General features: G+C 44.7%; 11 protein-coding genes. 8 read left to right on the top strand and 3 right to left on the bottom strand.

Annotation, left to right across the window (positions count from 1 at the left end; genetic code table 11):
- Window positions 1-94: 94 nt before the first annotated feature.
- The 7 genes from B1L02_RS17825 (at window position 95) to B1L02_RS24605 (ending at window position 9,003) form a co-directional block, all read left to right on the top strand.
- The gene (locus B1L02_RS17825; RefSeq protein ID WP_088532092.1) at window positions 95-2,053 is read left to right on the top strand and encodes a methyl-accepting chemotaxis protein; all 1,959 of its coding nucleotides are present in this window, start codon (window positions 95-97) and stop codon (window positions 2,051-2,053) included.
- Window positions 2,054-2,214: 161 nt separating this feature from the next.
- Window positions 2,215-3,066, top strand: coding sequence for a D-hexose-6-phosphate mutarotase (locus B1L02_RS17820; protein WP_088532091.1), 852 nt, complete (start codon window positions 2,215-2,217; stop codon window positions 3,064-3,066).
- A gap of 60 nt (window positions 3,067-3,126) precedes the next feature.
- On the top strand, window positions 3,127-4,476 hold the full coding sequence (locus tag B1L02_RS17815) for a sigma-54-dependent transcriptional regulator (protein WP_088532090.1): 1,350 nt from the start codon (window positions 3,127-3,129) through the stop codon (window positions 4,474-4,476).
- Window positions 4,454-5,725 carry a sensor histidine kinase gene (locus tag B1L02_RS17810; RefSeq protein WP_088532089.1) on the top strand — a complete coding sequence of 424 codons (1,272 nt, stop codon included), beginning with the start codon at window positions 4,454-4,456 and terminating at the stop codon, window positions 5,723-5,725. Before B1L02_RS17815 ends, B1L02_RS17810 begins: the two co-directional genes overlap by 23 nt.
- 58 nt (window positions 5,726-5,783) lie before the next feature.
- Entirely contained in the window at window positions 5,784-6,020 is a 237-nt protein-coding gene (locus B1L02_RS17805) for a hypothetical protein (RefSeq protein ID WP_088532088.1), read from the top strand.
- A gap of 170 nt (window positions 6,021-6,190) precedes the next feature.
- Entirely contained in the window at window positions 6,191-7,429 is a 1,239-nt protein-coding gene (locus B1L02_RS24610; protein WP_232003111.1) for a hypothetical protein, read from the top strand.
- Window positions 7,387-9,003: a TolB family protein gene (locus tag B1L02_RS24605; RefSeq protein ID WP_232003110.1), complete on the top strand. Its 1,617-nt coding sequence runs from the start codon at window positions 7,387-7,389 to the stop codon at window positions 9,001-9,003. Before B1L02_RS24610 ends, B1L02_RS24605 begins: the two co-directional genes overlap by 43 nt.
- A gap of 78 nt (window positions 9,004-9,081) precedes the next feature.
- Here B1L02_RS24605 and B1L02_RS17795 read toward each other — a convergent pair whose 3' ends face one another.
- Both B1L02_RS17795 and B1L02_RS17790 read right to left on the bottom strand, forming a co-directional pair.
- Complete coding sequence (locus tag B1L02_RS17795) at window positions 9,082-10,884, bottom strand: PKD domain-containing protein (RefSeq protein ID WP_088532087.1); 1,803 nt, start codon at window positions 10,882-10,884, stop codon at window positions 9,082-9,084.
- Between the two features lie 219 nt (window positions 10,885-11,103).
- The gene (locus tag B1L02_RS17790; RefSeq protein ID WP_088532086.1) at window positions 11,104-12,279 is read right to left on the bottom strand and encodes a tetratricopeptide repeat protein; all 1,176 of its coding nucleotides are present in this window, start codon (window positions 12,277-12,279) and stop codon (window positions 11,104-11,106) included.
- 211 nt (window positions 12,280-12,490) lie between these two features.
- Here B1L02_RS17790 and B1L02_RS17785 point away from each other — a divergent pair, with 211 nt between their 5' ends.
- Window positions 12,491-13,105, top strand: coding sequence for a PQ-loop repeat-containing protein (locus B1L02_RS17785; protein WP_088532085.1), 615 nt, complete (start codon window positions 12,491-12,493; stop codon window positions 13,103-13,105).
- A 128-nt stretch (window positions 13,106-13,233) separates the two neighbouring features.
- Here B1L02_RS17785 and B1L02_RS17780 read toward each other — a convergent pair whose 3' ends face one another.
- Entirely contained in the window at window positions 13,234-15,738 is a 2,505-nt protein-coding gene (locus B1L02_RS17780) for a zinc-dependent metalloprotease (RefSeq protein ID WP_088532084.1), read from the bottom strand.
- Window positions 15,739-15,919 lie beyond the last annotated feature (181 nt).

The raw sequence follows: 15,919 nt of genomic DNA, 5'->3' as shown, positions 1-15,919 counted from the left end.
TATAAGACGAACAAGTGATCACATTTGTATGTCGTTCTTGCCCAATAGCCTATCCCTCACTATATTTTTACTATCTGTGAAATGGTGTTTATTCATGAATATATCGCAAAAATTAAAGTTGTCGTTCGCAACGGCAATCGCGCTTCCTTTGTTAATCATTGCGGGGCTTATCATCAGTCAAACTCGGCAGCAGGGGATAGAGACCTTTTCGGAACTAAGCGATCGAGAAGCGCTACAGGTCGAGAACGGTATCCAGATGTTTTTTGATGAAATTGCAAAAAACGTAGACTATCTAGCAACCCATGCTCAGGTCTTGAATGCGCAGCAAGACGTGAAAACTTATATGGATACAACTAGCACCACTCGACTTAATTCGAAAGCAGGAAGCACAACAGAGCAAGCGGTGTATTCGCTCTTTGAACACTTCGGAAACACGCACCCCGGTATTGCCTATATCTATATGGGAAATCAGCAAGGTGGTTATATTCAGTGGCCTTTAGGTGAGGTGAGTGCAAACTACGACCCTAGGCAGCGTCCTTGGTATCAAACGGGGCAATCGGGAAATGGCGAGACTATTCGTACCAGCGCCTATTATTGGGCGCCGGATGATATGGTGATTGTGTCGACGGTAAAAGCAGTAACTGCCAATGGCCAAACCGTGGGGGTTCAAGGCATGGATGTGTCACTGCAAGGGCTGACCCAAATCATCCGCAATATCAAATTGGGCGAGACCGGCTATTTGATGCTAGTAGAAGACACCGGAAATGTATTGGTCGATGCCAAGTTCTCCGAACATAGATTTAAAAAGTTGGCAGACATTGCGAACGGCCGCTATCGCGAATTGGCTCAAAATAAAGATGGATTGTTTGAGCTCGAAATTAACGGAAAAGACTATTTTGCCAACATCTATACTGCACCCAAACTAGGCTGGAAGTTTATTGGTTTAGTTGAAAAAGGGGAGGTAATGGCAGCGGCCAATGCGATGACGATGACGATATTGATTCTAAGCGCCGTCCTGATCACCGTATTCCTGTTACTAGCAAGTTATATTTCTAAGTTGATTTCAGCGCCAATTATAGAAGTGAGTGACGGCTTAACTGAAATTTCGCAAGGCGGTGGTGATTTAACTCAGCGTTTAGACATTAAAGCTCAGGATGAAACAGGCAAACTGGCGACGAGCTTTAATCTGTTTTTAAACCTCATTGCCGAGCTGGTGACGCAAATCAATGAGTGTGCGCAGCAAGTTAATGAAACCTCAAGGCAAACCGCTTCGCAGTCTGATCAGCTCACGGGTGCTACCAGTCAACAACAGCAAGCGCTTGAAATGGCTGCAACCGCAATTAATGAGATGGCGGCAACGGCAAACGAAGTGGCGGCAAGCTGTGCCAATGCGGCTGAGCTGGCCGGACAAACTCAGCAAGCATCTGAGGTGGGTCAAAGGGTGATCACAGAATCCGTCGAAAGCGTCACAACATTATCTGAAGTGATCAATAAGGCAACCGTAGATATCATGCAGCTCGACACCGAAAGCGAAAATATTATGTCGATACTCAGCGTGATCCGAGGCATTGCAGAGCAAACCAATCTTTTAGCATTAAATGCGGCAATTGAGGCGGCACGTGCAGGTGAACATGGCCGTGGTTTTGCTGTCGTGGCCGATGAAGTGCGAGCGTTGTCGCAGCGTACCTCTGAATCGACGGAAGAAATTGCCTCTCAGCTCGATAAGCTTAGAAAAATGACGGAAATGGTGTCGGGAGAAATGAAGCGCAGCCTAACGCGCACTGAACAAACGGTTGAACTGACAAACTCAGCGCAACAACAATTTAGTGAAATTACCCAAGCGATTGTCAATATTAGCGACCTTAACACGCAAATCGCCACCGCAGCTGAAGAGCAGCAACATGTTGCTGAAGACATTAATCGCAACGTGGTGGAAATTAAAAATGCCGCGGATAGCGTGAGTGATATCGCGGTGAATACCAATCAAAATGGCGTGAGATTACATTCATTGTCGAGCACACTCACAGAGCTGGTGGGCAAATTTAAAGTGTAACTTTCTCCCAATCCTCAAGTTCCATAAACCGTGAGAGCAAGACTCTCACGGTGCTTCCGTATTGATATAATTGAATAACTTTCAAATTGGATGGATAACAGTTTACTCGTAGTATTTAAGTGGTAAGGTAGGCATATCATTGAGTTGACGTAGGAATTACCATGGAATTATCACCTTCAGTTTCAATCGAGCGCACCGAGTCTGGACTTGAATATATTTGGGTCGACAGTGTATTTTGCCAAGCGAAGATCTTTTTACAGGGCGCGCAACTGACCGAGTTTACGCCAGCAGGAAAAAGCAATTTAATTTGGGTTTCTGAGGCAGAAGATTACCTTGAAGGCAAACCGGTACGCGGTGGTATTCCAATCTGTTGGCCTTGGTTTGGTGTACATAGCAAAGCGGATTGGCCAATTCATGGGGTTGCTCGCAAGCTACTGTGGCGTGCGCACAGCGTTGAAGAAAAAAGCGATAAAATTACCGTTAAACTCACACTACCGATGACCTTAGTTGAAGAGCAATACTGGCCACACTCGTCACAATTAGAGGTTGAGTTTGTGTTATCGGACAAGCTTGAAGTGCGACTCACGAACATCAATACTGGTGATGCGCCATTTACGTTAACGCAAGCCTTACATACGTATTTCCCAACGCCAGAAGTAAGTAATACCACGGTAGACGGGTTACAAGGCGCGAAATATACCGAATTTGGAGAAGGTCCATTTGAGCAAACTGAAGTAGTTGGCTTTGCCCGCGAAACCGATATGGTGTACACCCAAGCAAGCCCAGTGCAAACTATCAATACACCTGCGGGTATTATTGAAGTAAAACGTGAAAACTCAACTTCTTGTGTGCTTTGGAACCCATGGATTGAAAAGTCACAGCGTTTAAGCAACTTTAATGATGATGAATACCATAAGATGCTGTGTTTAGAAGCCTGTAACGTAATGGATGATGCCGTGCAACTTGCACCGGGCGAAAGCCATACCCTAAGTACTATTATCCGTTGGTTATAATTTTATATTTGCGGAGCACAATATGCTCCGCTGAAATCTTTTAACAATAAAAATCTCCCTATGGAAAAGCCCACAATACTGGTTATCGACGACAATGCCGAAGTACGCCTCAGCGCCGTATTCTTTTTAGAAGATCAAGGTTTCAATGTAATTGAGGCGGCAGCCCTTGAACTTGCCAAGCCGCTGCTCATCTCTAAGCAAGTGTCTTTAGCTTTGCTAGATATGAACTTTTCCCGAGATACTACCTCAGGTAATGAAGGGCTGGACTTTTTACGCTGGCTACGCGATTCCAATCTTAATGTTCCTGTGATCTGTATTACCGGTTGGGGCAATGTCGCGTTAGCGGTGTCTGCAATGCAGCTTGGTGCAAGCGACTTTATCGAAAAACCATGGGACAATCAGCAGCTACTAGAAGCCGTGCAGCAACAACTCAAAATATCATTAAAGCAGTCGAGTATCGCAGTAAAACGTAGCGAGCGCGGCGCGTTTCAATGGCACTCTCAAGCGATGCAATCTTTATATAAGCAGCTTGCTAAAGTAGCAAAAACCGACGCTCGGGTGCTGCTTACCGGCCCAAGTGGGGCGGGGAAAAGTCATTTGGCTCACTGGTTACATCAACAATCTAATCGTTCAGCGGGACCTTGGGTTGAGGTGAATATGGGCGCGGTGCCAGAATCACTATTCGAAAGTGAGATGTTTGGTCACAGCAAAGGGGCGTTTACAGATGCAAAGCAGCATCGTGTTGGTCGTTTTGCGATGGCAAAGCAGGGCACATTATTTTTGGATGAAGTTGCGACTATTCCACTTCCTCTTCAAGCAAAACTACTGCGGGTACTGGAAAATGGTAGCTATGAAGTTGTGGGTAGCAGTCAGACGCAACAAGCGGATTGTCGACTTATTTGCGCAACTAACACCAATCTTGACGCCTTGGTGAAGGCGGGCGAGTTCCGACAAGACTTGTTATATCGCATCAACACGATTGTGATTGAAGTGCCGAGGCTGGCCGAGCGCTTTGGTGATATCGTGCCGTTGGCTGAGTATTTTGTCGCTAAATTTTGTGCGCAATATGGTGAGCCGATTCGTGAACTTAGCCCAGCGGTTAAAGCTGCGCTGATTGGACACGCTTGGCCCGGCAATGTACGTGAGTTAAGCCACGTGATGGAGCGTGCCGTGTTAATGTCGGAGGGCTCACAGATTGAGCTCAGTGATTGCCAACTACGCTTTACCGCTGCACCTAAAGCGGCAAGTGATATGCCAAGCAAGACCTTGCAACAAGTGGAACAAGAAATGGTGGAACAAGCGATGCAACGCGCCCAAGGCAATGTCGCAGAAGCCGCTAAAGCACTCGGACTCACTGCTTCCTCTCTTTATCGGCGCTTGGAAAAGTATGGCCTTAAAACATCTGGCTAGCGCCGAGTGGCGGTTTGGTGCCTACTGTACGCTGTTGACTACAAGCTGCACGGTTTTACTGACTTTGCTGCTACTGCAATTACAGCTTGAGGTGGTGTGGGTCGTGGTCGTATCGGTTGGCGTGCTGGGGTTATTGGGTGGGCTACAAAAAATACTGTTGTCTCACCTTAAACGTATTGCCATGCGTGCTAATTGGCAGCTAGAAGCAATTGCACAAAGTGATTTCACTCAAACCATTAAGCCATATTATACAGCGGGTGTCGTGGCCGAGTTTGAACAGCGCTTGCTGGCCTTAAGTGCACAACTGCACAGTCAAAAGCGCCGCTACCATAGTCAGCAATTTATCATTTATCAGCTAATAGACAGCCTTAATACGCCCATTATGATGTTCGACGATAAGCTTAAACTTGCCTATGCCAATGGAGCGTTTGAGTCGCTTTATCATCGACCGTGGTTAGAGTGTAAAGGGGTCGGCGCGGTTCAGTTTGGACTGGTGCAACAAGATAATCACTGGCATTTTGCAGATGCAGCGCAGCAATCTCGATGGCAGCTGCAAAGCAGTGAATTCTTTCAAGAGGGTAAGCAGTTTTCTTTGCTCGTTGCACTCGATATCACCAAGGCATTACGTAAAAAGGAGCTGGCTGCTTGGCAACATTTAATCCGAGTAATAAGCCATGAGATCCATAACAGTTTGACGCCCGTAAGCTCCTTAGCGCAAACCTTATTGGCAAGAGCAAAGGACGAAAAAGAGCAGCATGCACTGAGTGTCATTGGTCAGCGTTGCCAGCATTTACAACAATTTGTAAGCCAATACGCCAAGGTTACGCGAGCACCAAGGCTTGAGCGAGAGTCAATCTCTATCATACTGTTACTGTCTTCCGTTGCAGCGCTATTTGAAGATACCGACATCCAAGTCAATTGCACCGTGAATACGCTCAATCTTGATAAAGCCTTAATCGAGCAAGTGCTGATTAACTTAATTAAAAATGCCATTGAGGCCAGCGGTGAACATGCCAAATTGACACTACATGCTTATTATCAGCAGCAACAAGCGGTGATTGATGTACAAGACAATGGCCCGGGATTTGCCAACTTAGATAACATGCTTACTCCCTTCTATTCCACCAAAGAAGGTGGACAGGGAATAGGTTTAACCTTTAGTCGCACCATAGTGGAGTTACACGATGGACAACTGAGCTGTCACAACACAGATCTAGGTGGATTAATAAAAATCACTTTACCTTGTTGATAATAATTATCATTAGCATATAATTAAAGTTCCTTCAAAACCTTAGCAAGGAGCTACCATGTTAGTCACTTATCTATTGGCCAGTGCCTTTATCTTTATGGCGTACACCTACTCCAAATCATGCAAACAACACGCACAAACCAAAGCAAAACTGGCGGTATTATTGAGTGCGAGTTTAATCGCAGCGGCAAAATGGCAGGCGGGGTTGAGCTCAACCGTAGTATTTTTTGTTTTTGCAGTGTCTCTAGGTGTACTCAGCTTGTTTATCACCCTCGCACAGCCACAAAAGCACTGAAAAATTACTGATATAACTTAATATGCGCGCATTTAGAGCAACGCGGATCTTGCTTGCCTCAAAATAGACGTTTTAAGGTGTAACGTGCGCAAGAAATTGTTACTAAAAAGCACACTTTTTCTTTACATCTCTTGTTAAGCTAGCGCAACTGGATTTATTTAGGAAAGGTAATGCGAGCGCTACTGATAATTTTTGTTGCTTTTACTAGCTTTGGTTTACAGGCTAAGTGGCAAACCATCAAAACCGAAAACTTTAATGTGCATTATCCCGAGTCGCTTCAGCAATGGGCGTATTCTGCAGCAAATGAGCTGGAGGTGGTGCGAGATAAAGTGCTGGCACAACAAGGCAGAGCCTTGAATGAACGTGCTGATGTGATTATTTACGACCCAGAAAATGCGGCCAATGGCTTTGCATTACCCAGCACAGATAAACCAATGATGGCGCTGCAAGCGACGCCACCTCAAGCAGATTCCGTCATCGCAAACAACACCAGTTGGCAGCAGTTGCTCATTTTGCACGAATATATTCACCTCGTTCACCTATCACAGCCTAGCCGTAATCAGTGGCGACAACAGCTCAGAGATTGGCACGATATTACCGACTTGCTCGATGCAGTACTACCGCGCTGGGTCAGCGAAGGCTATGCCACCTTACTTGAGTCTAGATTAACGGGACGAGGACGTTTATACGATAACTACAGTGAGAGCATTGTGCGTTATTACGCGCAGCAAGGCGCATTACCGACCTATAGCGCTTTAGATAATGGCGACAAGTCTTATCTTTCCAACTCCATGGCGTACTTAGTAGGCGTACGTTTTTTAGCTTGGCTTGAGGATAATTATGGCGCAGAGACGCTGGATGCCGTGTGGACAAGAGTACAGGCGGTGGAATCTCGCAGTTTTGAAACCGCATTTAGTGGTGCTTTTGGAGCGCCTGCCAGTCAGTTATATCGTCGCTTTATTGTTGAATATAGTTATCAAGCCATGCAGCAAGAGCTGGCCTTGGTTCCGACACAGAGTGAGCTTTGGCAACAGTTCGCATATGCTGCTCGAGATATCGCATTCTCTCCAGATGGCAGTCAGTTTTTGGTGGTAGAGCAAAATCGTAAACACCAAGTCACACTCAACATCTACGAAAATAAAGAAAATGAAGAAGCAATTGAGCAATTTAATAAGCGCAATGAAGCAATACTAAAAGCCGATCCTAAAGATATTGTGGATATCGCACCTGAAGTCTTTCCAAAAAAGCGACTTGCGCAGCTTGATGCCTATAATTTTGGTGGTATCTATTATCCCAGTGGCTTGATGACACCCGCATTTATTTTGTTGCAAAAACGCCGACCTCAGACGATAGCTTTATCAATGACTTGTTTGTTTGGCAAATTGGTACCGGAAAGCCTAGGCAACTAACTGAAGGCGCGGGTATTCGTCGCTTTAGTATTGTTGATGCGAATACTGTGATTGCGGAAGTGTCTCGTTTGGGTTACTCACAGCTCGCCACGATAGCGTTGGACTCGGGTAAGCAAACGCCAATTACCACCGCTAAGCTTGGTGATGTCCATGACTTCCCTGTGCTCTCTAATAAAAAGACGACATTAGCTTATGTTCACGTTGCACCGAATAAACGCTGGCAACTTGTGGTTAACGATCTTATTCACGATGCAACTGAAATTGTCTATTTACCCAAGTTACATCAATACCTTTCGGGGTTAACTTGGTCTCATGATGATGACAAGCTGTACTTTATTTCTGGGGTCGGAGGCCACTTAGCGGTGATGCGTTATGACGTGGCGAGTAACGTACTTGAGACCTTACCTGCGAGTGCTAAACCACTTGAGCAAATTATTACTCATTCACAGCAGTTACTTGTAAGCTATGCTACTCCTGAAGGTATAAAAGTTGATCAAATCATTTCTCCTGCTTGGCGTACCGTGAGCGTGTTGGAGCAAGTGGATGAGGCGGTGCAAAAAGAGCAGCATCCTCATCAATTACCTGCGGCAAAGATAGATCAAACAGCCCAGCCCAACTCAGATTATTCTGTGTTTGAACAGTCTTATTCTGCCGTCTTATCTGGCGCATTAAATAACGCCTCCTTTGATAGTTTGGGGGTGGCATTAAAAGGGCAAGATGTTCTGCGTCAGCTTGCTTGGCAGCTCGGAGCCGAGAAAAGCATCAATAATGGCGCGCTGATGGGCGCTTTTGCCCAACTTGAATATCGTCATGAAAACTGGAAAACGACGTTTGATGCTGGATATCAAGAGCTCGAAGCGGATAAGCAGCCTCGCTCGCTACAAGTAAATACCTCGAATGAGAGCAGCTTTAAACAATTTGCCTTGTCATCTAGCTATCGTTTTGGTGAAGTATTGAATTACCTCGCTCCCGAATTGGGGGTTATTCGTGTACAACATGATGAAAAGACATGGAACGGCGGGCGTTATGGCTTTAACGGTCGTACCATGTGGGATACGCAGCAGTATGGTGTAGCACTGCAAGTCTCTGCAGCTCAGTGGTTAGGCGAATTAGATGGTTTTGATTATCAGCTGAACCTGTTTGCTAAAGCATGGCAAATTCCATTCTATGCATCGGTCGATAGCCGCTACAGTAGCGAATTGCCGTTATCTGTAGGCGGTGGTGCGCTTACCAGCACGAATATTAGTAACGGTTTGCACGTCATTAGCGAACCTATGCTGCCGCATCTGTTTGCGACGGGAAGCCGTTATTTAGGCTATGAATTTGCAACTTCATGGCAGCAAGGGAAGCCTAAGTTATTTTATAAGCAGCATCAGTTAGATGGAGAAGTGATTGGGCAAAATTACGGTATTAATATGCGCTTACCTTTGTCTCGAGTGATACTAGACAAGGCCGCCGATTTTGCGCCCGCAGGATTAACCGATCTACAGTTTAGTGCTGGAATTGGTCGTGTAGAGGGGCATAATATGACGAATGAAAACCGTGTTTGGTTTAGTGTTTGGTATGAGTTGTAGATAATCGCTGAAGATTGCTATCAAATAAGCGGGGGCGAGCCCCCGCAAATCATTCAGTTTGTTTATTCGAAGTTTAGGCTAGTTGTGATCTGCTACGATTTGCAAACCTGAGTAAGCATTATATCCGCGGATCATCACCCAATAACGCCCAGCCCCTTCATTTAGAGTACAAGATTCATTGTTACCATAGCGGTAAGGGCGACAAGTCCAATTACTGGTTGTAGGTTCAGCGCCTTTTAGTACGTACATATCAGCGTCACCTGTTCCACCGCTAGTGTTAAACGTCACGGTACTGGTGCCTGCAGGGGCGTCGTAATAGAAGAACGTTTCACTGCCACTAGCACCAGCAAGCCCCGTTTTGGCAACGCCTTTGGTAAGCTTTTGTTCTTCACCTGGTAGTGTCACAGCAACTTGTTGTGTAGTGGATGCCGTGTCGCCATTACTATCTGTTACTGTGAGCTCTACGGTATAGCTACCAGAGTTTGTGAAGCTATGTGAAGTTTGCGCGCCTGAAGCGGATGCGCCGTCACCAAACTGCCAGCTATGCTGTGTAATAGAACCATTTGGTGAACTAGAGCCTGAACCATCGAAGCTGCAGCTTAGGTCATTACAGCTGTAAGTAAATAACGCAACGGGTAATGGATCGGTAGTGCCATTATCGCCAACAGGGATTTGGCCACCAAAGTGACTAGAAACCTGAGGCCAAATTAAGCTAATTTTAGCGCCCTTATTGGTACAGCCTCCTAAGTGATGAAGTGCAACAACATTATTGGTTGAGGCTGCAAGTACTGGCGAACCTGACGAGCCACCAATGGTGTCGCAGTAGTAGCCTATATCTGTACCAGTACCTCGACCATTCGCTGTCGCTTGGTTAACAGAACACAGCCCATTGGTGTCTTGATCAGACTCAATCGACAGCTCTTTAGGGTTACCTGAACCATGCTGAGGAATGTAAATACGCTCGCCTTGCGACGGGTTACGCACATCTAAACCAAAATAACCAAACGGCTGAGCCTTGGCAAAATCATTGATGGTAAACAGCGTATAATCTAGCGTGTAATCCGTTTTCAGGAAGTCTTTACCAGTGACTTTAACCACGGTCTCACGCTGGCTACCGTTACAGCTCGTACTTTGATAGTTAAACCATACCTCAGTATTCGCCAGCTCCGATGCCGATCCCACACAGTGATTATTGGTAAACATGCGGTTATCTGCGCCAACACGCCAACCCGTACATAAACCACTGCCGTTCATAAGTAGTCTGGCGACTGGGCGTGAGCGTTCGAACTCTACCGGATGCGATTGCGCCCAGCACTGCACGTCTTTACGCTCCATTGCGCCACAGGTCGACATGGGCGTCACATCGGTCATGCCCTCAACAGTTGCTTGCCCTTCAGTACCATGATAGTAAAAGTCGATCTCGGGTGTTTTGTCCGCATTACCTTGGCCTGGGGTATATTCAATGATGACTTTATCAGCAGAGACTGACATAGCAGAAAACTGTTGAACACCGTCATCGCCGAGATTTGGATCTACTGTCGCCGCGCTTAGGTTTGCTTGAGTATATTCATAGCGCTCGCCACTATTTTCTGAGCGAACAACGAGTTTACCGCCACTTGCAAGGTTGAGGTTTTTGAAGTGTAGTTTGATGTAGCTTGCGTCTGGGTGTGAAACTGTTTGCACAATGGTTTGTGCAGACGCTGATGTACTTGCTGCACTGCTCTGGGTAATGAGTGGAAGGTTGAGCTCGTACTTTTTACCAATCATTGCTTTGCTAGCTTTGCTGGTATATTCCATCATTTGAGCTTCCGTTAATGGCGCTTGCGCCATCGCGATACCAGATGCTAAGCCTAATGCTGTGACAAGAATGTGTCGTTTCATTGTTATTCCTTTTTGAGTGTGTGGTTATCCAACTTGCAATAACAAGTTGGGAGTCGTTCCATACCTCACCCTGAGTGCACTGTAGAGCACGACCAGTTGGTGGTATGTTTTTTGAACATCCACACACCAAAATAGAAACAATAATGCTTTTTGTAAAGTTTTATATATATCTTTTTAACATAAACTTCACTTAATTAATAACATTCCTTGTTTTATGATTTATTTTATATCCTCATTACGAACCAATAAATGGTTCAACATGTTTTGCTTGGCGGTGTATAGGTCCTTTTTATACTGCTCTCTGGACTTATTGACTGCTTGCTCAAAGTATTCAAACGCGGTTTGGTATCTCTGCTCTAAATAAGCAATTTTTCCAAGCTCGACATAAACTTCCGGCAAGTAATGATAATTCAACAATAAGGGCTCAATAAGTTTTCTGGCTTTTTTATAGCGCTGTTGCTTTATGTAGCTCGAAGCTAACGAGAGGGTATCGAAAGGGGAGGTAGGGCTTTGTTCAAGCTTCGCTAGGATCATATTCTTGAGGTTAGTTTGGTCTTTGGGAATATAGTTAAGGTAATTCAATAACAAATTGGTGCTGGTGAGGTGATGGGTGAAGGCATAATCATAGATTTGCTTCGCACTATTTCTATCACCAACATGTTTATGTAACAGTGCGGCAATATTGATAGCTTCAGCGTCTCTTGGGGCGAATTTGAGCGCAGCAGACAACAAAGAATAACTCATATCATAGTCAGCTTCCAACAAAGCGGAAACGGCCAAATTGGTATAAAACTTTGCGACTAAATCTTCATACTGTGCATTCCCTGAGAATACACTATCCTGCTCAGGGAAATAATCAACAACAGTTCCGCTAAAGAAAAGTCTGTTATTTAGAGTTGCTAATTCTTCCTTTGGTGTAATTAGTTTTGTCTTAAAATGACTTGATGTAAGTACGAAATTTTGATTTTTTTGATAGATTGGAAAGCTATCGACTTTGGCGTAACTAGTTTCAATACCGAGAATATTGGCATAGGCCTGAGATAATATAGCTAGAGAAATGCAATTTCCGGACTGCTGATTTAGCAACTCACTGGCTATGAATGTTTCGCCGTCGTAAGAAAAGTGGCCAATTTTCGCCTGAAGGAAACTACCAAGAATTTCGTCTTTGGTTACATTTTTACCTCTGAAACGCTCAACATACGTTAATAAAGCTTCTTCTTCTTGCTTAGGTAAAGTGAAGATTTGTTGTTCTGACGGAACAGGTTTCAGCGCAAAAAGAGAGTGGTTGAATAGAGAAGTTACATCTATCTTCTGTTTAATGTCTGCTGTAGTGGTATGAGTGGAATTGCATCCGCTCAAGCCAATGCTAGTAAGTATAATCAGTAGCCACTTCATAGTAATTCCTTGTATTTATTTATATACACCTGTACTCCAGCCTTGCCATCTATTCAAAATTGGATGTTAGGCGTCCGGTTGTATTTTAAAACTTAGCTTTTAAAATGCGCGCCTTCAAAAATAAAACCTTAAAAATCATAAATTTACACTGTGTTTTTAAGGCCTTTACAGCACTTTAACTTAGCAACAATTTAGACATTTGGAGTTGGCATTGAGCGAATATTTACCGATCGTTTCTTCTTTCGTTTTGGTTTTAAGTTTTATCCCTTTGATTAGGAAGATCCGTAAAAATCGCAGCGTGTCAGGTGTATCACTGTTAATGATGAGTTTTGGTGTTGCACAAAGCTCTTACTTTATTGCCTACAACGTTTTCTTTGAACGTTTTTTTATGGTGCTGCCTTTCGTGATTACAGGTTCTTTAAGCGCGCTTATTTTATATTACTTTATTCGGTACAATGCAAGCTCGAGACAGCGCAACCAATTAGCGCTTTTGCTTGGTTTGTCGACGCTACCATTTGGGCTTTTATTAGCAAAAAGCATCGAAGCTGCAGCGTTGCTAAATGCATTAACTTACTTAGGGCTAGTGATGAGCTCAATCCGAGTTATGCCGCAAACCTATAAAACGATTACAAGCGGTGATGTCTCTAACTTAAGCGCAAGATATTTCTCACTACAGTTTTTAGCTGGAGGTATTGGACTCGCTGCAGAGCTGAGCCTTGGTCATGTGAGTGTAGCCCACGTGTTGATGTTCGTGATGATTTTACTGACTAATGCTGCGCAGTTAGGTTGTATTCAATACTATCGCTCTAGACCAGCTTTAGCTTAGTAGCATAAATCAGAGTTTGATATGGCCTTATAATGGCTGAATTAATAAACAGACAAAACAAGGGCTAGCAATTTGCTAGCCCTTAACGTTTTCGATCATTTCACTCGCGTGATACAAAACTTTTTGAGTTACGCTTCCAGCGCTTTTGTGATCATACGGTCAATATAGGCTTTATGTGCCTTAGTTGCCTGATCGGCACCCCAAGCTGTGCTCTTATCCAAAATACTTTGTAGCTGGAATAGTGCGGCGGCTTTTGCCAAGTTGTCGTACTTACTCGCTTTGCTCAAGCCTGCAACATTAATCAAGCGAGAAACGTACTCGATTTGCAGATTCTGGCTCAGTGTCGTTGCATTCTTGTCAGCAACGAAAATTGCAGCGGTCAGGTCGTTCATAAACTCGTTTAGGCTGTATTCGTTACCATAGTACGCCGAGTCGCTGATACGTTGTAATACATTCGCATGTAGTACTTGGTCTAGTACCGACTTTTGCATACCAAGTACCATCTTATGGACTTTAGGGTCTTCGTTCTTACCATAGTGGTTAAAGCCACGGCGTTGTGCTTGCATGTAGTTATAAAGAGGCTGCATATTTTCAAGCACTTTAGGTGCAAACACCATTTCCTTAAGCGCGGTCATTGCTGCTTTTTGGCGCGCAAGTGGTACAGGTGTGAATGGTGTAGTTTTACCTTCAGTGCCTACTACGCTGCGCTCAACGTATACACCGCCAATCTGGCGTGAAATCACACCTGCTTGACCACGGTATTGACCAAACAGCATGTTCGCTGAGGTTAATAGCTGTTGATGAGACTGACCTTCAACACGTGCTTTGTCTTTTAGTTCGGTGAATAAATGGTTGATCAGAGTCATGCGGTCAACGCCGTATGTCACCGGATCTGACGATAAGTCGCCAATCATCACACGAGGATCAATATGACGGCCCGGCGCACGCATATCGTCGGCATCGTTACCAAAAGCTAAGCCATGTTCGCCAGAACGAGATAAGATCTTTTCAAGGCGTTGCTGTTCTTGGGTGTCATCATTAAGTGCCGTGCTGTAGCCAAATTCAATTGCCCAGTCGTCGTATGGACCCGGCTTGGTTTGGAAGATATCACCTTGTTCCATACCTAGTGGGGCGATGTTAGCTGGTGCGTAGTCCATCACAGAGCCAGTTACGATACCTTGTGTTTTTGACTTGTCGTGTACTTCTTTAGGGCCCCACAAAATCGAAGACTTCATATTGTGGTTGAGGCCTAAGGTGTGTCCTACTTCGTGAAGAACCAACTGTACTAAGCCTTGTCGCAGCATTTCTTTGCGCTCGATGTCTGCACCTGTTGCGAGGCTTGCCGTCACCAATTGACCTTGCATTTCATGTCCAAGTGAACAGTTTAGCGTGTCGAGCGGTGCTTCTGCACTGTGGCTCATCTGACCTTGGGAGTAGAGTGAGTCATACATCCAGCGGTTACGCATAAATACATACTCTAGCATGATGTCAGAGCCAAGAATTTGGCCAGTTAGTGGGTTGGCCGTTGCTGGACCATAGCCGCCAAACGGTGGACGAGGTGATGAAGTCCAGCGTAGCACATTGTAATTGATATCACCTGCATCCCAAGTGGCGTCGTCAGGTTGTACTTTAACCACAATGGCATTCTTAAAGCCGATTTTCTCAAACGCACTATTCCAACCCAGTACACCATCGCGAACCGTGTCACGCCATTCGACAGGCGTGGTATTTTCAATCCACCACACGATTGGTTCAACAGGTTCAGAAAGCGCCGCGCTTGGATCTTTTTTCACTAAGTTCCAACGCTTGATGACATCCTTATATGGTGCCCAATCCGGTGAAGTTTGCACGTCAAACTGATTGGTGAAATAACCAATACGCGCATCATCGTAACGAGGCTGGTAGTCATTGTCTGGCAGCGCGACAAAGCTATGCTGTACTTTTAGTGAGACAAAGCGCGAGTCTGTAACGGCATTTGAGCCGGCGACTTTTGGATCTGGATTACTAAACACATAATCAACAACGATATCTAAGTTGTTGCTGTAAGGACGGTGCTTAACAATTCGAGATTTTTTGTCGTCCAATTTACCAAGAGCAAAACGCTTACTTGCGTTTTTGTCATCTGCACGTTTCCAAGGAGACACTTTATGTAGTGACTCACTTAAAAATAACTTATCCGCTTTGAATAAAATTTTACCATCTTCGGCTTTTTCAATTTCGATACTGGCGAGTACCGCTTCGCTGATGTTGGCGTCACTCGCGTTAGCAATGGCTGAGTTTTCATCAAAAATAAAACGTGGCGTTTTGCTGATAATATCAATGCGGTCAAAGTGCTTTCTAAATTCAATCAGCTTTGTTTCACGATAGTTACCACGGAAATGACCAGCATCGGTTACTCCGTCAACAGTATGTGCAAAGTACAAGAAAGGAGTGTTGAGTTGCGACTCATTGAGCTGCATTAAATACTCACCACTTTCTTTGTCCTGATAAAGTGGGAATAGGCCATCGATACTGGTTTTATTTTCGATAAGTGAAGCGATGGTTTTTTCTTCTTCTTTTTTGTCTTTTTTAGCAAAGCTTGGGGCGCTTGCAAAGGTGAGCGCGAGGGCAATGCTTAATGCCGTTTTCTTCATAATGTTGACTCGAAATAGTAAAAACTTGAGTGTACCCAAAACATCAGAGCCTGTCAGAAACTCAAGGTAAAATGAATGTAACAAAAGATAAACGACAGACTTGCGACTAAGTTAAAATGTCTGTTCGATTCCGAAAAGCTGTGTCCGATTTCGAAAAAGTAGCAATATTGGGTATTTGATA

This window comes from Pseudoalteromonas piscicida, from assembly GCF_002208135.1.
Classification (GTDB): Bacteria; Pseudomonadota; Gammaproteobacteria; order Enterobacterales; family Alteromonadaceae; genus Pseudoalteromonas; species Pseudoalteromonas piscicida_A.
The sequence above is the reverse complement of the archived record's forward strand: the minus strand, read 5'-3'. Positions and strand labels throughout refer to the sequence as shown.